Raw genomic sequence first — 23859 nt, 5'->3', positions numbered from 1 at the left:
TATAATTGTGGCAAAAATACGGATAGAGAATGGAGTTTTATAAATGAGGTTTAAACGAAGTGAGAGAATCGTTTATATGACACAGTATTTATTGAAACATCCTAATGAGTTAGTGCCGTTAACTTACTTTGTGAATCATTTTGGACAAGCAAAGTCTTCTATAAGTGAAGACATACAAATCATTAAAGAAACTTTTCAAGCAGAAGGTTTAGGGATTATTGAAACTACTGCAGGTGCTAGCGGCGGTGTAACTTACCGACCGAAAATGTACAAGAAAGAAGCGATTGAATTAATTGAAGATTTGTGTGAATTGCTTAAAGAGAGAGAAAGATTATTACCAGGCGGCTATTTATTTATGTCAGATCTTGTTGGTAACCCTAAACTTTTAAACCAAGTTGGGGAACTTATCGCAACGATGTACATGGATGAAGAACTTGATGCGGTTGTTACAATTGCAACTAAAGGGATATCGTTAGCTAATGCAGTAGCGAAAGTGCTCAATTTACCTGTTGTGGTAATTAGAAAAGATAATAAAGTAACAGAAGGATCAACGGTTTCAATTAACTATGTATCAGGATCTTCAAGAAAAATTGAAACAATGGTTTTATCTAAACGGACATTGCCTGAATATTCAAATGTATTAATAGTAGACGACTTTATGAGAGCAGGTGGCTCAATCAATGGTGTTATCAATTTGATGAATGAGTTTAAAGCAACTGTAAAAGGGGTATCAGTACTTGTAGAATCAAAAGAAGTTAAACATCGTTTGGTTGAAGATTATACATCTTTAGTGAGATTGTCGAATGTAGACGAATACAACCAACAATTTTCAGTAGAAGAAGGCAACTGTTTAAAAAGATTTAATTAAGAAGAGAGGGTTAATCATCATGAAAAGTATAAACGCAACAAACGCTCCAGAAGCATTAGGACCATACTGCCACGCTGTAGTGGTAGATAATCTAGTATTTACTTCGGGGCAAATACCGTTAAATCAAAAAGGCGAAATTGTATCAGATGATGTAAAAGTGCAGACTGAACAAGTCATCGAAAACTTAAAAAAAGTACTTGAAGAAAGTGGCGCTTCTTTAAATAATGTCGTGAAATCTATGATCTTTATTAAAGATATGAATGATTTTCAAGATATTAACTCCGTATATGGACAATATTTCAATGAACATTTGCCTGCTAGAAGTTGTGTTGAGGTTGCGCGCCTACCTAAAGATGTTAAAGTTGAGATTGAAATGATCGCAAAAATACAATAATATTCTTCAATTTAAATGATGCTGCTACTTAAAAAAGACAAACAGGGGGCACACAAGTCATGAAGGTAACAGATGTGAGATTAAGAAAAATCCAAACAGATGGAAGAATGAAAGCTTTAGTTTCTATTACATTAGACGATGCTTTTGTTGTTCACGATTTAAGAGTAATTGAAGGGAATTCAGGTTTATTTGTAGCTATGCCAAGTAAACGTACACCCGACGGAGAGTTCCGGGATATTGCTCACCCTATTAACTCTGAAATGAGACAAGAAATTCAAGAAGCAGTCATGAAAGTTTATGATGAAACTGATGAAGTAATCATTCCGAAATCTGCTAAAGATGAGGATTCTGAATCAGAAAATCAAAATGAAGATGAAAATGAAGAATAAAAATTGGAATAGGCATACGCAAAGCTTGTGTCTGAAATAATACAGGAGAAATTCTTAGTTTGATAAGAGTTTTTCCTGTTTTTTTATACAATTATTCAACAACGGTTAATTAATGATGAATAAAAATACTATTCATTAAATTTTTATTTAATGCGTTAATGCTTTGTCTTTACTATATATCATGAATATTAAAGACGATTATTTTGTGAAATAATTTCTGTGTTTAATAACTCTTTCTTGATAGTCGTACACAAATTAAATTATAATAAGATAAAGTGCGTTTAAATGGAGGTTTTTCAAATGCGAAAACATGCAGTCATATTAGCGGCTGGTAAAGGAACAAGGATGAAATCTAAACTCTATAAGGTGCTACATCCTGTTGCTGGAGAAGCCATGGTTCAACATGTTATAGATAGCGTGAAGAATGCGGGTGTTGAGACTGTTGTTACAGTTGTTGGACACGGTGCTGAAGTAGTAAAAGAAACACTTGGCGATTCATCGCAGTTTGTACATCAAGAAGAACAACTAGGGACTGCACATGCAGTTAATACAGCTAAGGAATTATTGAATGACAAAAAAGGTACAACAATCGTTGTATGTGGGGACACACCACTTATTACTGAAGATACAATTAGCTCATTAATAGCGTTTCATGAATCAGAAAATGCAAAGGCTACAGTATTATCTGCAAAGGTGAATAATCCATTTGGCTATGGCAGAATTGTTCGAAATGAACAAGGTGACGTCTTAGAAATTGTTGAGCAAAAAGATGCTTCAGAAGAGCAAAATGCGATAAATGAAATTAGTTCAGGAATCTTTGCTTTTGATAATGAAAAGTTATTCCAAACTTTAGAAGAAGTTAAAAACGATAATGCTCAAGGTGAATACTATTTACCTGATGTTATAAGCATTTTAAAAGCACAAAATGAAAAAATATCTGCTTATGTTACGGAAGACGTAGATGAAATCATGGGTGTTAATGATAGAGTCCAATTATCACAAGCAGAACAAAAAATGAAAGAACGTATTAATTTGAGACATATGATAAATGGTGTTTCCATCATCGATCCAGCTACTACATATATTGGGAAAAAAGTTACAATAGGTGAAGATACGGTAGTTGAACCAGGTGCAAGAATCGGTGGTAACACTGTAATAGGAAAAAATGTTACGATTGGCATGAATTCTGATATCAAAAATAGTACAATTGAAGATGATGCCACAATTAAACAATCTGTCATTACAGATTCATTTGTTGGTAAATCCTCTACAGTTGGACCGTTCGCTCAATTAAGACCGGGAACAGAACTAGGAAAAGAAACGAAAATTGGTAATTTTGTAGAGGTTAAAAAATCCGTGTTGAAAGATGGCGCTAAAGTATCTCACTTAAGTTATATTGGTGATGCTGAAGTCGGCGCAAGAACAAATATTGGCTGTGGTTCAATCACTGTTAATTATGACGGAATAAACAAATTCCAAACTAAAATAGGAGATGATGCATTTATTGGATGTAATTCAAATCTAGTTGCACCAGTAGAAGTTGGCGAAGGAGCATTTATAGCTGCAGGTTCAACCATCACAGATAATGTGCCAGATGAAAGCTTAGCACTAGGTCGTGCAAGACAGACTACAAAAGAAGGATACTATAAAACGAAATAAAAGGAGCCGTCAAAAAAATGAGTCAAAATGATATCGGAGGAACAAAAATGTTGCATACTGAATATAAGAATTCGTCATTAAAAATATTTTCACTAGAAGGTAACCAACCTTTAGCCCAAGAAGTTGCAAATTTAGTAGGTATTCCATTAGGTAAGTCTACAGTAAAAAGATTTGCTGATGGCGAAGTGCAAATTAATATCGAAGAAAGTATCCGTGGTTGTGATGTGTTCATCATTCAACCTACTTCATATCCAGTAAATGAACATTTAATGGAATTGTTAATTATGATAGATGCATGTAAACGAGCATCAGCTGCTAATATTAATATCGTTATGCCTTATTATGGTTATGCAAGACAAGACCGTAAAGCGAGAAGTCGTGAGCCTATTACTGCTAAATTAGTAGCGAATATTATTGAAAAAGCTGGCGCGAGCAGAATGATCGCGTTAGACTTACACGCTCCTCAAATTCAAGGATTCTTTGATATACCTATTGATCATTTAATGGGTGTTCCAATTTTATCTAATTATTTCTTAGAAAAAGGATTAGACCCTGACAATACTGTTGTTGTATCACCTGATCATGGTGGTGTTACAAGAGCGCGTAAAATGGCGGATCGTTTAAAAACGCCAATTGCTATTATTGATAAGCGTCGTCCGAAACCTAACGTAGCAGAAGTTATGAACATTGTTGGAGACATAGATGGTAAAACAGCAATCATCATCGATGACATCATTGACACTGCGGGCACTATTACTTTAGCAGCAGATGCTTTAGTTAAAAAAGGTGCAAAAGAAGTTTATGCATGTTGTACACACCCTGTTTTATCTGGACCAGCACGTGAACGCATTGAAAATTCAAGAATTAAAGAATTAGTTGTTACAAACTCTATTCAATTGCCAGAAGATAGAAAACCTTCAAATGTTAAAGAATTATCAGTAGCAGAATTATTAGCTCAAGCAATTGTTCGAGTATATGAACAAGAATCAGTTAGTGTGCTATTTGATTAATTGTCATTAATCGTGTATAATAACAAACGGTTCATTTTTAAATGAACTAAATAACCACTTACAAGCAACGATTTATGTTGATGGGTAAGTGTAGGAGCGCTTAATGCGCATGAATGAAAGGTGGAAAAGATAATGGCTTCATTAAAGTCAGTTATCCGTCAAGGTAAACAAACTCGTTCTAGTTTACGTAAACTAAGAGCATCAGGTATTATCCCAGCAGTTGTATATGGTTATGGTGCTAAAAATACATCTGTTAAAGTTGATGAGGTTGAATTCATCAAAACTATCCGTGAAGTTGGACGTAACGGAGTTATTGAATTAGGTGTTGGTTCTAAATCAATTAAAGTTATGGTTTCTGATTACCAATATGATTCACTTAAAAACCAAATCACTCATGTTGACTTCTTAGCAATTAACATGAAACAAGAATTAACTGTTGATGTACCTGTAGTATTAGTAGGTGAAGCAGTTGGTGCTTCTGAAGGTGGCGTAGTTCAACAACCATTATTCGACTTACAAGTAACAACTACTCCAGACGCTATTCCTGAACATATCGAAGTTGATATTAGTGAATTAGCTATCGGTGATAGTTACTTAGTAGGAGACTTAGATGCAACTGATAAATATGCTATCGAAAACGATAAAGAAGAAGCAGTTGTAACTGTAGTACCTCCAACTGAAGAACCAGCTGAAGATGCTGAAGAAACTGCAGCTGAAGATGCTGATGCAGTATCACAAGAAGCTGAAAAAGAAGAAGAATAATTCTTTAATCTTTTAAAAGGAGTCTGGGACATATCAATGTCTCAGACTCTTTTTTGTCTAATTTTATAATGATATAAGTATAGTTAGATGAAAACTAACGTAAAAATGCTATAATAAATACTTAGTATTAATATGGAGGTTACAACATGAAATGTATTGTTGGACTTGGGAATATAGGTAAGAAATTTGACGGAACTCGTCATAATATAGGTTTTGAAGTAGTTGATGAATTGATTGATCGTCATCAATTACAATTAGATAAACAAAAATTTAAAGGTGCCTATACTATCGGATTAATAAATGGTGAAAAGGTTATGCTTATTGAACCGATGACATTCATGAATTTATCTGGTGAAGCAGTAAGGCCACTAATGGATTATTATAATATTGATATTGAAGATTTACTTGTTCTATATGACGATTTAGATCAGCCACAAGGTCATTTGAGACTGCGCCAAAAAGGCAGTGCTGGCGGTCATAACGGGATGAAGTCTTTAATACAACATTTAGGAACAGATAAATTTAATAGAGTACGAATTGGTATAGATCGTCCGACTAACGGTATGAGTGTTCCGAGTTATGTTCTACAAAAATTCTCTGAAGATGAAATGATAACTATGAAAAAGGTAATAGAACGGGCAGCAGATGCTTGTGAAAGTATAATTAAAGGTGAAACATTTCCTAATGTTATGAATCAGTTTAACGGTGAAGTAGAATGAGACATGTCATTCATGAAATTATACAAAAAGATGAGCGATTTCAAGATTTAGAACGTATTTTTGGAGAAAAAAACATACTCGTTACCGGTTTGAATCAATCTAGTAAAGCATTGCTTATTCTAGAACAATATTTGAAACACGATAAACAATTAGTCATTGTGACAAATAATTTATACCAAGCGGATAAATTAGAAGCAGACATACTGCAATTATTACCGCCTGAAGAAGTATTTAAATTTCCTGTACAAGATATTATGATTGAAGCATTTTCAACACAAAGCCCAGACTTAATGAGTGAGCGTGTTAGAACTCTAACCCATCTTGCTCAAAGTAAGAAAGGGTTATTTATCGTGCCAATAAATGGCTTGAAGAAACAACTCACACCTCCGTCCATTTGGAAAGATCATTATAAATCTATAAAAATAGGTGATGATATAGAGTTAGAAGAATGGGCTAAGCAATTAGTTGATATGGGATACAAGAGACAGTCCCTAGTTTCAGCGATTGGTGAATTCTCAATTCGAGGTGGCTTAATCGATATATACCCTGTTATTGGAGACCCTGTACGTATTGAGTTGTTTGATACAGAAGTAGATGGTATGAGAGTCTTTGATGTTGAAACGCAGCGTTCTTTACAAAATGTAGAAGAAGTTGAAATAACAAGTGCAAGTGATTATATTTTCACTTCAGAACAAATCAATAGATTATCAGAACGTATGGAAGAATCATATGAGCAAACGCGTGAAAAACTACCGAAAGAAATTCGTCCTGATTTGAAAGACACTTATCAAAATATTTTAATGCAAGATGATGAATTAAAAGATCATCAGATTTTAAGACGAGTTATTGCATTTATGTATGATGAGGTATCTACATTTGTAGATTATTTAGCAGAAGACGCTCTTATTGTAGTAGATGAATATAATAGAATTAAAGACACTGAAAACTCATTAGATGTAGAAATTGAAGAATTCACGCAATCTTTAATTGAATCTGGGCAAGCGTTTATAGGACAACGCTTTATTGTAGAATCAGCGTTTACTGATTTGTTGAATAAACATAAAATTTCTTATTTTACTTTATTTACAGCAAGCATGCCTGTAGAGATAGAGGAAATGGTCAAGTTTTCATGTAAACCAGTGCAACGTTTTTATGGACAATATGATATTATGCAGTCTGAATTTGATCGCTATATGAAACAAGGATTCACTGTTGTTTTATTGGCAGAATCAGAAACACGCAAAACGAGAATTCAAAGTATGCTCAGCGACATGAAGATACCAACTGTAATAGATCGTATAGAACATATCGATAATAGTGGTCAAGCAGTTGTTACAGATGGCGCATTATCTGAAGGATTTGAATTGCCGTACATGAAATTAGTTGTTGTGACTGAAAAAGAACTCTTCAAAGCACGCGAACGTAAACAATCTAAAAGAAGACAAAAACTGTCGAATGCAGAGAAAATTAAGTCTTATCAAGAGTTAAATGTCGGAGATTACGTTGTTCATGTACATCACGGTGTAGGTAAATATTTAGGTGTTGAAACATTAGAAGTTTCAGGCATACACAAAGACTATATTAAAATTCAGTACAAAGGAACAGACCAATTATTTGTACCTGTTGATCAAATGAACGATGTTCAAAAGTTTGTTGGCTCAGATGATAAAGAGCCTAAAGTTAATAAATTAGGCGGAACAGAATGGAAAAAAAACAAAGGCTAAAGTTCAAAAAAATGTTGAAGATATTGCTGATGAATTATTAAAACTTTATCAAGAACGTGAGCAAGTGGAAGGCTATCAATATGGACCTGATTCTGAAGAACAAATGACATTTGAAATGGACTTCCCTTATGAACCAACACCAGATCAAATTACTTCATTAGAAGAAATCAAAGGTGATATGGAAAAACTTAGACCTATGGACCGCTTACTTTGTGGAGATGTTGGTTACGGTAAAACTGAAGTTGCGATTAGAGCAGCTTTCAAAGCTGTGTTAGAAGGTAAACAAGTAGCAGTCTTAGTACCTACAACTATCTTGGCTCAACAACACTTTGAAACTTTTAGAGAGAGAATGCAAGAATATCCTGTCGAAATTCAAATGATGAGTCGTTTTAGAACGCCTAAACAAGTAAAAGAAACAAAAGAAGGTATTAAAAAAGGTTTTGTAGACATCGTAGTTGGTACTCATAAATTACTAAGTAAAGATGTAGAATATAAAGATTTAGGTTTATTAATTGTCGATGAGGAACAACGATTTGGTGTTAAACATAAAGAAAGAATTAAGGCATTAAAAACTAATGTTGATGTATTAACACTAACAGCTACACCAATACCAAGAACCCTTCATATGAGCTTGTTAGGTGTAAGAGATTTATCTGTTATAGAAACGCCACCTGAGAATAGATTCCCAGTACAAACTTATGTATTAGAACAGAATATGAATTTTGTAAAAGAGGCATTAGAAAGAGAGTTGTCTCGAGGTGGGCAGGCATTCTATTTATATAATAGGGTTCAATCGATTTACCAAAAGAGTGAGCAGTTATCGATGCTTATGCCTAATGCGAGAATAGGTGTAGCCCATGGTCAAATGACGGAACGTGAGTTAGAAGAGACTATGCTTAATTTTGTTGACGGTGAATATGATATTTTAGTAACTACGACAATTATAGAGACGGGCGTAGATGTTCCTAACGCTAACACTTTGATTATTGAAGATGCGAATCGATTTGGGTTAAGCCAACTTTATCAATTAAGAGGGCGCGTTGGACGTTCTAGTAGAATAGGTTATGCTTACTTCTTACACGAACAAAATAAAGTACTGACAGAAGTTGCTGAACAAAGGTTACAAGCAATTAAAGAATTTACAGAATTAGGTAGCGGGTTTAAAATTGCAATGAGAGACTTGAATATAAGAGGTGCAGGTAACCTGTTAGGAAGTCAGCAATCAGGATTTATAGATTCTGTTGGTTATGACTTATATTCTCAAATGTTAGAAGAAGCGGTCAATGTCAAACGTGGTATAGAACCTGAATCAGAAGGACCACAATTAGAAGTTGATGTTAAAGTTGACGCTTATATACCTGCAGAATATATCAAAAATGAACAAGCAAAAATTGAAATGTATAAAAAGATGAGAAGTATTACTACTGTTTCCCAGTTAGAAGACTTGCAAGATGAACTAATCGATCGCTTTGGTGAATACCCTGTAGAAGTAGAACGATTACTAGATGTTGTAAGAATTAGATTAAATGGTATTTTATTTGGAATTACCGAGATTAAAGAAACAGGAAATACAATTCAATTAACAACCTCAGAATATACAACAAACCACTTGAAAGGTGACGTATTATTTAAAGTTACAGAACCACTAGGTAGAAAGCTTAGAATAGCTGTTGCGGATAATCAAATGGTGTTTAAGTTACAAAAAACAAAACAGTGGCTTGATGATTTGAAGTTCTTAACAGAAGTTATTAATGAGAGTTTGGTGGATGATGACGCAATCTAAACCGATTTTTAATAGTGTATTACTCTTAACTATTACTATGGTAATCGTTAAGTCATTAAGTGCAATTTATAGAGTACCTTATCAAAATATATTAGGCGATGAAGGTTTATATGCTTATCAACAAGTTTACCCATTAGTCGCGATTGTGAGTGTAGTAAGTTTAAATGCTTTACCTAGCGTAATGAGCAGTTGGATGATTAAACGACCTCAAACTACTATTTCAGCATTATTTTGGTGGTTACAAAGTATTTGTCTAACCACCAGTATAGGGGTGTTAATTTTTGCACCTACTATAAGTAGTTGGATGGGTGACGTACAACTAACACCTATGATTCGCATGGCTAGTATTGCCTTAATACCACTCGTGTTTATTTCGATGGTACGAGGATATTATCAAATGAAACACCAAATGAATACTATTGCGATATCACAAGTAATTGATCAAGTATTAAGAGTGATTGTAATATTTATTGCTATTTCTGTATTTATGTACATGGATGTTTCAATTTACCAAGCTGGAACAATTGCAATAAGTGGTTCAGTTATTGGGCTTTTTAGCATTGTTTTATATTTTTATTTGAAAAGAAAGCCAAAATTTCATTTTTCCTGGGAAATAAATTTTAATGATTTAAAAGATGTCATTATTATGACTGTATTATATGCCATATCTTATTTGATTCTTATATTGTGGCAATTAGTGGATTCATTTACATTAATCCATTTACTACAAGATACTGGCTATACATTTCAGGAAAGCATAAAAGTGAAAGGTATATTTGATAGAGGGGCTTCGCTTATTCAAATGGGGCTGATTATTACGACTACATTTAGTTTTGTACTCATTCCACTCCTTACGGAAGAGTTACAGAAGAAAAATCATCATTTAGTTAATGAATATGCTAACACGTCACTCAAAATAACAGTACTTTTCAGTATGGCTGCAGCAATAGGTTTAATAAATCTCTTGCCTTTACTAAATACGGTATTCTTTAAGACGAACGAATTAGTAGGCACATTAAGTGTATTTATGCTTTCAGTTGTATTTGTCACATTTATTATTATGTATACAGCGTTATTACAAGTTAAAGCTAGACGGTCAGTATTACTCATTGCACTTATAATAGGATTACTATTTAAAAGTATAGGAAACTATGTATTTGTGATGCAATTTGGAATATTTGGGGCCAGTTTGGCTACTGTAATATCTTTGGGTATTTATGCATTAACATTGCATATCATCGTCATGAAATTATATCGATTTCAAAACATGGGATTATTTATTGCTAAAGTAATCTTCACGCTAACTATAATGTCTGGATTAGTACAAATAGTGCTAAGTATTCCTACTCAATCAAGACTATCAAGTTTGTTAGTCCTCGTTTTAGCGGGTATTGTTGGAGTTATTATTGTGTTATTAGGTATAATTAAATTGAAAATATTAAAAAGAGAAGAGTGTCAACATTTACCTTTAATGGATAAATTGATGAAGGAGAAGTAAAACAATGTCTCAACAAATTACAGTCGTTGGTTTAGGAAACTATAGTCTTGAAGAACTGCCATTGGGCATATATAGAACTTTACAATCAGCTGATAAAGTATATGCAAGAACAATAGAACACCCTGTCGTGAATGAATTAAAAGAAGTGAATTGGGAAAGCTTCGATTATATTTATGAAAAGCATGATCATTTTATAGATGTATATAATGAAATTGTAGATACGTTAATCGATAAGTCTCGAAATGAAGAGGTTATTTATGCAGTTCCTGGAGACCCGATGGTGGCAGAAACGACGACTCAATTTCTATTAGAAACAGATGCTCAAGTAAAAATTTTAGGTGGTAAAAGTTTTCTTGATGATATGTTTAGAGCGATTAAAATAGATCCAAACGATGGTTTAACATTATTAGATGGTACAAACCTAGAAGAAAAGATGTTAAATATAAGAACAAACACGATTATTACACAAGTTTATGATCAAATGGTAGCATCTGATGTTAAAGTCACTTTAATGGAGCGTTATCCAGACGAACATATAGTTAGTTTAGTTACAAATGCAAGATTGGGAGAAGCTGATGTTATTACGTGTCCATTATATGAAATGGACCACCACGCATCACTATCTAATTTAACAAGTTTGTTTGTACCTAAGATAACTGACGATAATGAAATGTATAATGATTTTCAGTATTTGGAAAAAACAATAGACACACTTGTATCTGAAGATGGATGTCCATGGGATAAAGTGCAGACTCATGAAACGTTAAAACGTTATATAATTGAAGAAGCATTTGAATTAATTGAAGCAATCGATGAAGATGATATAGACCATATGATAGAGGAATTAGGCGATGTTTTATTACAAGTCATGCTGCATTCTGCTATTGGGAAGAAAGAAGGATACTTTGATATTAGAGAAGTAGTTGGTGTTTTAACGAGTAAAATGGTCAGAAGACATCCTCATGTGTTTGGAGAAGAAAAAGCAGATAGCTTAGATGATCTACATGAAATTTGGCAAAAAGAAAAACAAAAAGAAGGAAAAGTAAAACGTGAAAAATTGGAAAAAATATTTGCTGATTACTTTTTGAAGTTGTATGATAAAACCAAATTAGACAGTTTAAATGAAAAAGAACTTAAAGCATTAATTAATAGAGGGGATTTGAAACTTTGAGATTAGATAAATACTTAAAAGTATCGCGTTTGATTAAACGTCGAACATTAGCTAAAGAAGTAAGTGACCAAGGCAGAGTTAAAATAAATGGACAAACTGCTAAAGCTGGCACAAATGTTAATGTAGATGATGAATTAGAACTTAAATTAGGTAATCGTATTATTGTAGTGAAAGTAACAGGGCTTTCTGAGCATGCTAATAAAGAGAATGCAAAAACAATGTTTGAAGTTGTCAAAGAAGAGAAAATACAAGATTCTATATAAATAAGGAGGTATTCTTATGGCGCAAAAAATTAAAAATTTAGATAATGAATTTACACAGTCACAAAACAAAAAAAAGAAAACTGTCAATAAAACGCGCCAAGTGGTACGAAAAAGATTAACCTTGTTTGGTGGAATTTTGCTACTTATCATTATCATCATGATTATTATGTTGTTTTTGCAAAAAAATCGTAATGAAGAGTTAGTGCAAGAACGTAAAGAAAAAGCTGTAACTTATGAAAAATTACAGGATCAAGAAATAGAGTTGAAAGAACAAATAAAACGTTTAAATAATAAAGAATATATTGAAAAATTAGCAAGAAGCGAATATTTCCTTAGTAATGACGGTGAAATTATATTTAAATTACCAGAAGACAAAAAAAATTCAGAAAAAGACAAATAATCTATATATGACGTTGTATAATTTTGTATAGAAGCATATAATAAGGTTAAAGTGAAATTATATCAGGAGGATACAGTAATAATATGTCAATTGAAGTAGGCAATAAAGTCAAAGGGAAAGTTACAGGTATTAAAAATTTTGGTGCGTTTGTTGAATTACCTGAAGGGAAAAGTGGCCTTGTGCACATCAGTGAAGTCGCTGATAACTACGTAGAAAATGTTAATGACCATTTATCTGTAGGCGATGAAGTAGAAGTTAAAGTATTAACAGTAGCGGATGACGGCAAAATTAGCTTATCTATTAAAAAAGCTAAAGAACGTCCGAAACGTCAAGCGCCAAAGAAAGAAGCAAAGCCTGAAGACTTTGAGAAAAAATTATCAAACTTTTTAAAAGATAGTGAGGATAAGTTAACGTCTATTAAGAGACAAACTGAATCACGTCGTGGCGGTAAAGGTGCAAGACGATAATTGATTATAATTAAAAGAGGCTAATAACTTGAGCCTCTTTTTATTTTGAGATAATCAATTGAATTTATAGATTGAGGTGTGTAACAATGCTCGAGATAACTTGGGAACATGATGATAATTTAGCATTGGCTGTTTCAACTGGGATAGATAGTATGTCGTTATTACATTTACTAAATACGACGTACAAACACACTTATCAAAAATTGATTTGCTTACATGTAAATCATGGCTTAAGAAAAGAGTCGCAAGATGAAGCGAAATTTATTGAAGAATTTTGTGAAGAACATAATATTGAAATATATATTAAAACATTAGACTTGTCTGATGTAGTGCAACAAAATAAAAGTATTCAAGATGTATCTAGAAACATGAGATATGAATGGTTTGATCAAATAATGAAAGAAACCAATAGTACGATTTTATTAACAGCACATCATCTAGACGACCAAAAAGAAACCATAGCATACCGACTGTTTTCAGGTAGAATCGGTCGATCTTCACTTGGTATTTCTAAAAACCAAACTAGAAATGGTTATAAAATCATACGTCCTTTTTTAAATATATCCAAATCAGAATTAAGACAATATCAACATGAAACTCAATTTACTTATTTTGAAGATCAATCCAACCAAGACACTAAATATACAAGGAATTATATTCGCAATAATATTTTACCTATAGTTGATGAACGAGATGAATTATCAACTTCTCATTTAGTTACATTGAACCAATGGATGGATGATGCTCGGGATTTAGTAAATCAACAAGCACAAATGTTTATAAACAATGAGGTTGTTCAAGGGTCTAAAATAGTAATAGACCGTCATAAATTTAATGATTTAAACCCACTTATAAAAATTCAGATTCTCGATAATTTGTTAGGAAAGTATGTTCAACGTCAATTTAGTATGAAGGCTTATCAAGAATGGCTCGACATATTTCATAATCAAAAAAAACAATCCGTTATTCCAGTATCTGATGATTGGCAGTTTATTGTAGCATATGATAAATTATTACTATGTAAAGATATTGAGTTCAATGTAAATTCTATATATATTGATAATGATGAGCAATTTATATTTGGGAATTGGGTGATTGAAGCTAAACGATTATCGTCTCCTTTATTTGTAAGAATAAGAGAGCCAGGAGATCGTATTCAGTATTATAACCGGGGAAATAAACAACACAAAAAAGTAAATAGAATCATGATAGACAACAAGATGGATATACATAAACGTGATTACTGTCCGATTATTGTTAACGAGGATGATATTGTAGCAATAGGGGATATTTGGATTGATTCTAACTTTAAAAATGTATTAACTATCACTTATATTGGAGATGACTTTTAATGAAAGATTCGATTAAGTCTGTTGTTTTATCTGCAGATGAAATTCAAGAAAGATGCAAAACACTAGGAAAGCAAATCACAGAAGATTATAATGGAAAAACACCTATTTGTATAGGAATCCTTAAAGGGTCCATTATGTTCATGACAGATTTAATCAAAAATATTGATACGCATTTAGAAATAGATTTCATGGATGTGTCAAGCTATCATGGTGGAACAGAATCAACTGGAGAAGTTAAAATTTTAAAAGACTTAAGTACATCAGTTGAAAATAGAGATGTGATTATCATTGAAGATATTTTAGAAACGGGTACAACTTTAAATTCAATAGTTGATTTATTGAAATACAGAAATGTTAATTCTATTGAAATTGTGACACTATTAGACAAGCCAATGAAGCGTAAAGTGGATATTGAAGCTAAATACGTCGGCGAAAAAATTCCAGATGAATTCGTAGTGGGTTATGGATTAGATTTTGCTGAGAAATATCGTAATTTACCGTATATTGGAACGTTAAAACCTGAAATCTATGAATGATTAGTTAAGTAAGGTTAATTACTAGCGTGTGAAATTATAAATGTGGTAAAATTTTTGTTAGTTTTATTAATTGAGTAGGAGGACAAATTGAATGCAAAAAGCTTTTCGAAATATATTAATGATTGCGCTTTTAGCTATCGTCCTATTTGGTGTGTTCCAGTTCATTAATGGCAACGGACAATCACCAAAACAACTTACATATAATGAGTTTATGACGAAGTTAGAAAAAGGCGATTTAAAAACGTTAACTATTCAACCAGAACAAAATGTTTATATGGTTAGCGGTGAACTAAAAAAAGGTAAAGATGAAAAATATACATCTTCAATCCTATTTAACAACCAAGATGATCTGAAAAAAATTACAGAAACAGCCGATAAGCAAAGTGACTTGAAATTCAATGTCAAAGAAGAAGAAAAACAAAGTGTGTTCGTAAGTGTGTTAACGACACTCATCCCTGTTTTAATTATTGCATTTTTATTTATATTCTTCTTAAGCCAAATGCAAGGCGGCGGCGGTGGCGGTGGCGGCCGCGTTATGAACTTTGGTAAATCAAAAGCCAAACTTTATGACGACCAGAAAAAACGCGTTAGATTCTCTGATGTAGCAGGTGCTGACGAAGAGAAACAAGAATTAGTGGAAATTGTAGATTTCCTTAAAGATAATCGTAAATTCAAGAAAATGGGCGCACGAATACCTAAAGGTGTTTTACTAGTTGGTCCTCCAGGAACAGGTAAAACTTTACTTGCAAGAGCTGTTGCAGGTGAAGCTGGAACACCGTTCTTCTCAATAAGTGGTTCTGACTTCGTTGAGATGTTCGTTGGTGTCGGTGCAAGCCGTGTTCGTGACTTATTCGAAAATGCTAAGAAAAATGCTCCATGTATCATCTTTATTGATGAAATTGACGCTGTAGGTCGTCAACGTGGCGCAGGTGTTGGCGGTGGACACGATGAACGTGAACAAACACTGAACCAATTATTAGTTGAAATGGATGGCTTCGGTGAAAACGAAGGTATCATTATGATTGCAGCTACTAACCGTCCTGATATTCTTGACCCAGCATTATTACGTCCTGGACGTTTTGATAGACAAATTCAAGTTGGTCGTCCAGATGTTAGAGGTCGTGAAGCAGTACTTAAAGTACATGCTCGTAATAAACCTTTAGATGAAACAGTAGACCTAAAAGCAATTTCACAAAGAACACCAGGATTCTCAGGTGCAGATTTAGAAAACTTATTAAATGAAGCATCATTAGTTGCTGCTCGTACAAATAAAACTAAAATTGATATGCGAGATATAGAAGAAGCTACAGACAGAGTTATCGCTGGACCAGCCAAGAAGTCACGTGTTATTTCCGAAAAAGAAAAAAATATTGTGGCTTTCCATGAAGCGGGACATACAATTATCGGTTGTGTATTAGATGAAGCTGAAATGGTTCATAAAGTAACAATCGTTCCTCGTGGACAAGCTGGTGGATATGCAATGATGTTACCTAAAGAAGATCGTTACTTCATGACTGAACCAGAACTATTAGATAAAATAGTTGGACTATTAGGTGGTCGTGTTTCTGAAGAGATTAACTTTGGTGAGGCATCAACTGGTGCACATAACGACTTCCAACGTGCTACTAGTATTGCACGTAAGATGGTTACAGAATACGGTATGAGTAAGAAATTAGGTCCGTTACAATTCGGTAGCTCAGACAGTGGACAAGTATTCTTAGGTAAAGATATGCAGTCTGAACCAAATTATTCAGATCAAATTGCTTATGAAATTGATTCAGAAGTACAACGTATTATTAAAGAACAATATGAACGTTGTAAACAAATTCTTACAGAGCATAAATCTCAATTAGAGTTAATTGCTAAAACATTACTTGTTGAAGAAACGTTAGTCGCTGAACAAATCCACTCATTATTTAACGAAGGAAAATTACCAGAAGTTAAATACGATGATTCTCACTTAGAAGAAGACAATGAACCTGACGAAGATAAATATGAAGGTGACTTAACACAACAAGAAGGCACATTAGATGTCGAAGATGACAAAATTGGTAAATCTTACGAAGAGGTTAAAAAAGAAGAATCTCATAATTCGAAAGATGAACAAGAATCTGATGAAGAAAAATCTAATGATGAGCCAGCACATAAAGAAGAACCAAATATCGATGATTTAGGTGACAATAAACCTACAGATCGTAAAGAATAAATTTATACAAGTCCCTTTCAACAGTTTGATTGAGAGGGGCTTTTTTTAAAGAAGGAGTATATTTATGACAAAAGATTATTTAGTAAGAGCATTGGCATTTAATGATGAAGTACGTGCTTTTGCTGTACAGACTACAAATACAATTCAAGAAGCTCAAACGAGACATTACACATGGCCAACTGCTTCTGCTGCATTGGGAAGATCGATGACAGCAGGTGTGATAATGGGTTCAATGTTAAAAAATGAAGAGAAATTAACGATTACTATCGACGGGGGCGGACCTATAGGTAAAATTATGGTAGATGCTAATGCTAAAGGTGAAGTTAGAGGTTATGTTCAAAATCCTCAAACTCATTTCCCGTTAAATGATCAAGGTAAATTGGACGTAAGACGTGCAGTAGGTACAGATGGTATGTTAAGCGTCGTAAAAGATATTGGGCTAAAAGACTATTTCACAGGTTCTACACCGATTGTTTCGGGAGAACTTGGCGAAGACTTTACTTATTATTTTGTTACGAGTGAACAAGTTCCATCAGCTGTTGGACTAGGTGTACTGGTAAACCCAGATAATTCTATTAAAGCAGCAGGCGGGTTTGTTATTCAGCTTATGCCAGGTGCTTCTGAAGAAACGATTGAAGCGATTGAAGAAAAAATTAATCAAATGGAACCTGTCTCTAAATTGATAGATAGAGGCCTTTCACCAGAAGAATTAATTGAAACGGTGTTAGGAAAAGAAAACACAAGAATAATTGATAACATGGAAGTAGAGTTCAAATGTAATTGTTCAAGAGAAAAATTCTTAAATGCAATTAAAGGTTTAGGAGAGGCAGAAATCGACTCAATGATAGAAGAAGATCATGGAGCTGAAGTAGAATGCCATTTCTGTAGAACGAAATATAATTTTACAGAAGAAGATTTAATGTCACTTAAAAAATAAATGTAAAAAGTAATTTAGTAAATACTTTCACTTTAAGACGTATTTTGTTATAATAAGTATATCCGATAAAGAAACTAAGATATGAAATTGAAAATACTGACTAGGAGTGAATTATAAATGGCTAAGAGAGTAAATAATATTGTTGAATTAATTGGAGATACACCTGTTGTTAAATTAAATAGAGTAGTGGAAGATGGTTCGGCAGATGTTTATGTAAAATTAGAATATCAAAACCCGGGTAGTTCAGTTAAAGATAGAATCGCTTTAGCGATGTTAGAAGCTGCTGAAAAAGAAGGCAAAATTAAACCGGGCGATACTATTATAGAGCCTACATCTGGTAATACTGGTATCGGTCTAGCAATGGTAGCAGCTGCAAAAGGTTACAAAGCAGTATTTGTTATGCCGGACACAATGAGTAGTGAACGTCGTGCGCTATTAAAAGCTTATGGTGCCGAATTAGTATTGACACCTGGAGCTGAAGGAATGAAAGGTGCAATCAAAAAAGCAAAAGAACTCAAAGAAGAAAAAGGCTATTTTGAACCACAACAATTCGAAAACCCAGCAAACCCTAAAGTTCATGAATTAACAACTGGTCCAGAATTAGTTGAACAATTCGAAGGTAAAGAAATAGATGCTTTCTTAGCTGGTGTCGGTACAGGCGGAACATTAACTGGTGCAGGTAAAGTGCTTAAAGAAAAATACCCTAACATCCAAATCGTAGCTATTGAGCCTGAAGATTCTGCTATATTAAGTGGCGGAAACCCAGGACCACATAAACTACAAGGTTTAGGTGCAGGATTTGTCCCAGACACTTTAGATACAAAAGTTTATGATGATGTTATTAAAGTAGGAAATGAAGAAGCAATGGAAATGTCTAGAAGAGTTGCTAAAGAAGAAGGGATTCTTGGCGGTATTTCATCTGGTGCTGCTATAAAAGCTGCATTGAAAAAAGCAAAAGAATTAGGTGAAGGTAAAACAGTTGTTACAGTATTACCAAGTAACGGTGAACGTTACCTATCTACACCATTATATGCTTTTGAAGACTAATCATTTATAATTTTATAATGTATTAACTTTTAATTACGAATCACGTCTAGAATAAATAACTTAAATAAGTTATTTCATTTAGGCGTGATTTTTTAAATTTGTTATAATAAGTTTATCTATGTAAAAGGTAGGTTTTCGATTGTGAAAAATACGAAAGTTATGGGTATTTTAAATGTGACGCCAGATTCTTTTTCTGATGGTGGTTCTTATAATAGTGTTGAAAATGCTAGAGCACATGCTGAACAATTAATAAGTGAAGGTGCAGATATTATAGATATTGGCGGTGTTTCAACACGTCCTGGACATACTAAAGTAACGTTAGAAGAAGAATTGAATAGAGTTATACCTGTAATAGAAGCGTTAAATGATTTAGATGTTCAATTATCGGTAGACACGTTTAGAAGCCAAGTTGCAGAAGAATCGTTAAAACGTGGTGTAACGATGATTAACGATCAATGGGCTGGGTTATATGACCCTGAAATATTTAATGTTGTTGCGAAATATAATGCTGAAATTATTTTAATGCATAATGGGGACGGCAACCGAGAAATGCCAGTGATGGATGAATTGCTATTGTCTTTATTGAAACAAGCAAATCAAGCAGAAATAGCAGGAATACCCGAGAAAAATATTTGGTTAGATCCTGGTATTGGATTTGCTAAATCAAGAGAAGAAGAACGTATAGTAATGTCGAGGTTAGATGAATTAGTAGCAACAGGTTATAAAGTGATGCTGGCTACAAGTAGAAAACGTCTCATCAATGATTTACTAGGTGGAAATATAGATGCGAAAGAGCGTGATGAAGCAACTGCAGCAACGACAGCTTTTGGAATTGAAAAAGGTATTCACGCTGTACGCGTACACAACGTAAAAATGAATAAAAGAGTTGCGCAAACTATTGATGCTTTGAAAGGGATATAAAATATGGATAAAATTATACTAGATGGCATGTCTTTTTATGGATATCATGGAGCATTTAAAGCTGAAAACGAATTAGGGCAGATATTTTTAGTAGATTTAGAATTGAAATTAGATTTATCTGAAGCTGGAGAAACAGATGATTTAGAAAAGACTGTAAACTACGGTGAAGTATTCGAGATTGTTAAAGAAATAATGGAAGGCGAACCAGTACAATTAATTGAACATCTCGCAGAACGTATTGCAAAACAATTATTTTCGCACTATAATCGAGTATTGGAAACTAAAGTAAAGATTACGAAAAATAATCCGCCAATTCCGGGACATTATAATGGTGTTGGTATTGAGATCGTGAGGAAGAGATAAATGCATACCGCATATTTAGGTTTAGGAAGTAATATAGGAGAGAGGGAACTTCAATTAGAACAAGCTGTTACATTTTTAAATTCAGAAGAAGGTATCAAAGTAACGCAAGTATCTCCAATATATGAAACAAAACCGGTAGGATACACAGAACAACCTGATTTTTTGAATATGTGTATCGAAATCTCAACTGAATTAGAAGCATTAGACTTGTTGAAAGTATGTATGATGGTTGAGCAACAATTACATCGTGTTAGAAATGAACGATGGGGACCACGTACCATTGATATTGATATATTATTATATGATCAATCCGTTATTCAATCACCAGACTTAGAAGTGCCACACCCAAGAATGACAGAAAGAGCATTTGTGATGGTACCACTTAATGATATCGCCTCAAATGTTGTTGAACCAATATCCAAAAAATATATTTGGGAGCTATTGCCAAACGACGAACAAGTAGTAAAGTATAATAAAGAAAGAGGTTAGACCATGTGGGAAATAGGAAATGAAAAAACATGCTTCATGGTACTTAAAAGATGTAAGAGGTAGAGTTAGAAAAGTTATAAATCAAACAAATACAAGAGATGAGTTAGTAAGTATTCTTGAACAATTTGTTGAAGAGCAACAACAAGAAATAAGTGCAATTTAATTAAGGAGTGGAAGATCATGTCAGAAGAAATGAATGACCAAATGTTGGTTCGAAGAGAAAAACTACAAGAATTAAGAGATTTAGGTATTGATCCATTCGGGCAGAAATTTGTAAGAAGCGGAGATTCTGTTACTTTACATAAAGAATGGGACGAATTTACAAAAGAAGAACTTCAAGAAAAAGAAGAAGAGTCTTCAGTTGCTATAGCTGGACGTTTGATGACTAAAAGAGGTAAAGGTAAAGCAGGATTTGCTCATGTTAAAGATATAACAGGACAAATTCAAATTTATGTTCGTAAAGACCAAGTCGGTGAAGAACAATTTGAAATTTGGAAACATGCTGATTTAGGAGACATAGTTGGAATTAAAGGTGTTATGTTCAAGACGAATACTGGTGAATTATCTGTTAAAGCGAAAGAATTCGTAGTATTAACTAAGTCTTTAAGACCTTTACCAGATAAATATCATGGTTTACAAGACATTGAACAACGCTATCGTCAACGTTATTTAGACTTAATTACAAGTGAAGAATCAACAAAAACATTCATTACACGTAGCCAAATTATTCAAGAGATGAGAAATTACTTGAACCAAAAAGGTTTCTTAGAAGTTGAAACACCAATGATGCATCAAATAGCAGGAGGTGCTTCAGCACGTCCGTTCGTTACACATCATAATGCTTTAGATGCTACTTTATACATGAGAATAGCAATTGAATTGCACTTAAAACGACTTATTGTTGGTGGTTTAGAAAAAGTATATGAAATCGGAAGAGTATTCCGTAATGAAGGTGTGTCAACGAGACATAACCCTGAGTTCACTATGATAGAGTTATATGAAGCTTATGCAGACTATAATGATATTATGGATTTAACTGAAGCAATGGTGGCTTCAATAGCTGAAAAAGTACTTGGTTCTGCTACAATTCAATATGGAGAAGAAACAATCGATCTAGCTTCAAAATGGAAGAGATGGCACATGGTAGATGCTGTCAAAGAATATACAGGAGTAGACTTCTATGAAGTTAAAACTGATGAAGAGGCACATGAATTAGCAAAACAACATAATATAGAAGTAGAAGATCGTATGACATATGGTCATATCTTAAATGAATTCTTCGAACAAAAAGTAGAAGAAGAATTAATTCAACCTACGTTTATTTATGGACACCCAATTGAAATATCACCATTAGCTAAGAAAAATCCAGAAGATCCACGATTTACTGATCGCTTCGAACTATTTATAGTTGGTAGAGAACACGCTAATGCATTTACAGAATTAAATGATCCAATCGATCAACGTGAAAGATTTGAAGCACAAGTGAAAGAAAAAGATCAAGGTAATGATGAAGCACATGAAATGGATGAAGATTTCATCGAAGCATTAGAATATGGTATGCCTCCGACAGGTGGATTAGGTATTGGTATTGACCGTTTAGTTATGCTATTAACAAATTCAGCATCAATAAGAGATGTACTATTATTCCCATATATGAGACAAAAATAATTTTATGTTCGGCAATAACCTTTAATAATAAGGTTATTGCCTTTATTTTTGGTATTAAATGACATAAATAAAGCGTTAAAACGTTTTCTTATTAAAAAAACAACTTTTTTCATAAAAAGCATTGACGAAAGAATATAAATTGGGTATTATATAAAGGTCGCTGAAAACAAGCGGACGTGAATTCGAAAACTTTGTAAAGAAAGTTAACAAGGTGTAAAATTTACTATTGAAAAACATAAACTAACTCTATATAATATATAAAGTAAGACAAAAACGAAACAACATTGTCTGGTGGCGATAGCAAAGAGGTCACACCTGTTCCCATGCCGAACACAGAAGTTAAGCTCTTTAGCGCCGATGGTAGTTGGACTTACGTTCCGCGAGAGTAGGACGCTGCCGGGCAGTATTGTTAATTGGAGAATTAGCTCAGCTGGGAGAGCATCTGCCTTACAAGCAGAGGGTCGGCGGTTCGAACCCGTCATTCTCCACCATTTAGCCGGCCTAGCTCAACTGGTAGAGCAACTGACTTGTAATCAGTAGGTTGGGGGTTCAAGTCCTCTGGCCGGCACCATGTTTTAGAGCCATTAGCTCAGTTGGTAGAGCATCTGACTTTTAATCAGAGGGTCAGAGGTTCGAATCCTCTATGGCTCACCATTAATAATATTGTAAAAATAATGATTTAGCGGAAGTAGTTCAGCGGTAGAATACAACCTTGCCAAGGTTGGGGTCGCGGGTTCGAATCCCGTCTTCCGCTCCATTTTTATTTTTTCTTGCCGGGGTGGCGGAACTGGCAGACGCACAGGACTTAAAATCCTGCGATAAGTGATTATCGTACCGGTTCGATTCCGGTCCTCGGCACCATTTTTAGCGCCCGTAGCTCAATTGGATAGAGCGTTTGACTACGGATCAAGAGGCTAGGGGTTCGACTCCTCTCGGGCGCGCCATTATTAATAACGGGAAGTAGCTCAGCTTGGTAGAGCACTTGGTTTGGGACCAAGGGGTCGCAGGTTCGAATCCTGTCTTCCCGACTTCTATTAAATATTTTGGGGGCTTAGCTCAGATGGGAGAGCGCCTGCTTTGCACGCAGGAGGTCAGCGGTTCGATCCCGCTAGTCTCCACCATTTATAAAATAGATAATGAACATTGAAAACTGAATGACAATATGTCAACGTTAATTCCAATAATTTGAGTACTGAAAGTACTTCAAAGAGTGATTGGCTTAACCAATCAACA

Annotated in this window: 22 protein-coding genes, 8 tRNA genes, 1 rRNA gene and 1 pseudogene; all 32 read left to right on the top strand. The window is 33.9% G+C overall.

Annotated features, from left to right (window positions below):
* Positions 1–43: 43 nt before the first annotated feature.
* The 32 genes and pseudogenes from purR (at position 44) to CD135_RS04665 (ending at position 23747) form a co-directional block, all read left to right on the top strand.
* On the top strand, positions 44–868 hold the full coding sequence (gene purR / locus CD135_RS04820) for a pur operon repressor (RefSeq protein ID WP_016999914.1): 825 nt from the start codon (positions 44–46) through the stop codon (positions 866–868).
* A gap of 19 nt (positions 869–887) precedes the next feature.
* Positions 888–1262, top strand: coding sequence for a RidA family protein (locus CD135_RS04815; RefSeq protein WP_016999913.1), 375 nt, complete (start codon positions 888–890; stop codon positions 1260–1262).
* A 59-nt stretch (positions 1263–1321) separates the two neighbouring features.
* Positions 1322–1651: a septation regulator SpoVG gene (spoVG, locus tag CD135_RS04810; protein WP_064205207.1), complete on the top strand. Its 330-nt coding sequence runs from the start codon at positions 1322–1324 to the stop codon at positions 1649–1651.
* A 300-nt stretch (positions 1652–1951) separates the two neighbouring features.
* On the top strand, positions 1952–3310 hold the full coding sequence (gene glmU, locus CD135_RS04805) for a bifunctional UDP-N-acetylglucosamine diphosphorylase/glucosamine-1-phosphate N-acetyltransferase GlmU (RefSeq protein WP_016999911.1): 1359 nt from the start codon (positions 1952–1954) through the stop codon (positions 3308–3310).
* A gap of 47 nt (positions 3311–3357) precedes the next feature.
* Complete coding sequence (locus CD135_RS04800) at positions 3358–4320, top strand: ribose-phosphate diphosphokinase (protein ID WP_026023668.1); 963 nt, start codon at positions 3358–3360, stop codon at positions 4318–4320.
* A gap of 132 nt (positions 4321–4452) precedes the next feature.
* Entirely contained in the window at positions 4453–5082 is a 630-nt protein-coding gene (locus CD135_RS04795; RefSeq protein ID WP_103268910.1) for a 50S ribosomal protein L25/general stress protein Ctc, read from the top strand.
* A 146-nt stretch (positions 5083–5228) separates the two neighbouring features.
* On the top strand, positions 5229–5801 hold the full coding sequence (pth, locus tag CD135_RS04790; protein WP_016999906.1) for an aminoacyl-tRNA hydrolase: 573 nt from the start codon (positions 5229–5231) through the stop codon (positions 5799–5801).
* Positions 5798–9308 (top strand): annotated as a pseudogene (gene mfd / locus CD135_RS04785) (transcription-repair coupling factor). The gene pth and the pseudogene mfd overlap by 4 nt, the downstream one beginning before the upstream one ends.
* Positions 9277–10806, top strand: coding sequence for a polysaccharide biosynthesis protein (locus tag CD135_RS04780; RefSeq protein WP_245942551.1), 1530 nt, complete (start codon positions 9277–9279; stop codon positions 10804–10806). The pseudogene mfd and the gene CD135_RS04780 overlap by 32 nt, the downstream one beginning before the upstream one ends.
* Before the next feature lie 4 nt (positions 10807–10810).
* Complete coding sequence (locus tag CD135_RS04775) at positions 10811–11977, top strand: MazG nucleotide pyrophosphohydrolase domain-containing protein (protein WP_064211598.1); 1167 nt, start codon at positions 10811–10813, stop codon at positions 11975–11977.
* Entirely contained in the window at positions 11974–12240 is a 267-nt protein-coding gene (locus CD135_RS04770; protein WP_016999901.1) for an RNA-binding S4 domain-containing protein, read from the top strand. Before CD135_RS04775 ends, CD135_RS04770 begins: the two co-directional genes overlap by 4 nt.
* 16 nt (positions 12241–12256) lie before the next feature.
* Positions 12257–12640: an FtsB family cell division protein gene (locus tag CD135_RS04765; RefSeq protein ID WP_103268908.1), complete on the top strand. Its 384-nt coding sequence runs from the start codon at positions 12257–12259 to the stop codon at positions 12638–12640.
* Positions 12641–12723: 83 nt separating this feature from the next.
* Positions 12724–13107 carry a S1 domain-containing RNA-binding protein gene (locus CD135_RS04760; RefSeq protein WP_016999899.1) on the top strand — a complete coding sequence of 128 codons (384 nt, stop codon included), beginning with the start codon at positions 12724–12726 and terminating at the stop codon, positions 13105–13107.
* A gap of 86 nt (positions 13108–13193) precedes the next feature.
* Positions 13194–14459 (top strand): tRNA lysidine(34) synthetase TilS, encoded by a 1266-nt coding sequence (gene tilS, locus CD135_RS04755; RefSeq protein ID WP_103268907.1) that lies wholly within the window; start codon positions 13194–13196, stop codon positions 14457–14459.
* On the top strand, positions 14459–14995 hold the full coding sequence (gene hpt / locus CD135_RS04750; protein WP_016999895.1) for a hypoxanthine phosphoribosyltransferase: 537 nt from the start codon (positions 14459–14461) through the stop codon (positions 14993–14995). Before tilS ends, hpt begins: the two co-directional genes overlap by 1 nt.
* 91 nt (positions 14996–15086) lie before the next feature.
* Positions 15087–17201 (top strand): ATP-dependent zinc metalloprotease FtsH, encoded by a 2115-nt coding sequence (gene ftsH / locus CD135_RS04745; RefSeq protein WP_103268906.1) that lies wholly within the window; start codon positions 15087–15089, stop codon positions 17199–17201.
* 64 nt (positions 17202–17265) lie between these two features.
* Positions 17266–18138 (top strand): Hsp33 family molecular chaperone HslO, encoded by an 873-nt coding sequence (gene hslO / locus CD135_RS04740; protein WP_016999891.1) that lies wholly within the window; start codon positions 17266–17268, stop codon positions 18136–18138.
* 117 nt (positions 18139–18255) lie between these two features.
* On the top strand, positions 18256–19185 hold the full coding sequence (gene cysK, locus CD135_RS04735; protein ID WP_016999889.1) for a cysteine synthase A: 930 nt from the start codon (positions 18256–18258) through the stop codon (positions 19183–19185).
* 141 nt (positions 19186–19326) lie between these two features.
* Positions 19327–20106: a dihydropteroate synthase gene (folP, locus tag CD135_RS04730; RefSeq protein WP_103268905.1), complete on the top strand. Its 780-nt coding sequence runs from the start codon at positions 19327–19329 to the stop codon at positions 20104–20106.
* A 3-nt stretch (positions 20107–20109) separates the two neighbouring features.
* Entirely contained in the window at positions 20110–20469 is a 360-nt protein-coding gene (gene folB / locus CD135_RS04725) for a dihydroneopterin aldolase (protein WP_016999885.1), read from the top strand.
* Entirely contained in the window at positions 20470–20958 is a 489-nt protein-coding gene (folK, locus tag CD135_RS04720) for a 2-amino-4-hydroxy-6-hydroxymethyldihydropteridine diphosphokinase (RefSeq protein WP_016999883.1), read from the top strand. It begins immediately after the preceding gene.
* A 19-nt stretch (positions 20959–20977) separates the two neighbouring features.
* A complete protein-coding gene (locus tag CD135_RS04715) occupies positions 20978–21121 on the top strand; it encodes a hypothetical protein (RefSeq protein WP_016999882.1) in 144 nt (47 codons plus the stop codon).
* A 17-nt stretch (positions 21122–21138) separates the two neighbouring features.
* Entirely contained in the window at positions 21139–22626 is a 1488-nt protein-coding gene (lysS, locus tag CD135_RS04710) for a lysine--tRNA ligase (protein ID WP_064205418.1), read from the top strand.
* A gap of 287 nt (positions 22627–22913) precedes the next feature.
* Positions 22914–23028, top strand: a 5S ribosomal RNA gene (gene rrf, locus CD135_RS04705).
* 13 nt (positions 23029–23041) lie between these two features.
* Positions 23042–23117 (top strand) — tRNA-Val (locus CD135_RS04700).
* 4 nt (positions 23118–23121) lie between these two features.
* Positions 23122–23197, top strand: a tRNA-Thr gene (locus CD135_RS04695).
* A gap of 7 nt (positions 23198–23204) precedes the next feature.
* A tRNA-Lys gene (locus CD135_RS04690) sits at positions 23205–23280 on the top strand.
* A 28-nt stretch (positions 23281–23308) separates the two neighbouring features.
* A tRNA-Gly gene (locus CD135_RS04685) sits at positions 23309–23383 on the top strand.
* A 15-nt stretch (positions 23384–23398) separates the two neighbouring features.
* A tRNA-Leu gene (locus tag CD135_RS04680) sits at positions 23399–23487 on the top strand.
* Positions 23488–23493: 6 nt separating this feature from the next.
* Positions 23494–23570: transfer RNA gene (locus CD135_RS04675), tRNA-Arg, on the top strand.
* Positions 23571–23580: 10 nt separating this feature from the next.
* A tRNA-Pro gene (locus CD135_RS04670) sits at positions 23581–23654 on the top strand.
* A 17-nt stretch (positions 23655–23671) separates the two neighbouring features.
* Positions 23672–23747: transfer RNA gene (locus CD135_RS04665), tRNA-Ala, on the top strand.
* Positions 23748–23859 lie beyond the last annotated feature (112 nt).

The sequence above is a fragment of the Mammaliicoccus lentus genome, from assembly GCF_002902755.1.
GTDB lineage: Bacteria > Bacillota > Bacilli > Staphylococcales > Staphylococcaceae > Mammaliicoccus > Mammaliicoccus lentus.
The sequence above is the reverse complement of the archived record's forward strand: the minus strand, read 5'-3'. Positions and strand labels throughout refer to the sequence as shown.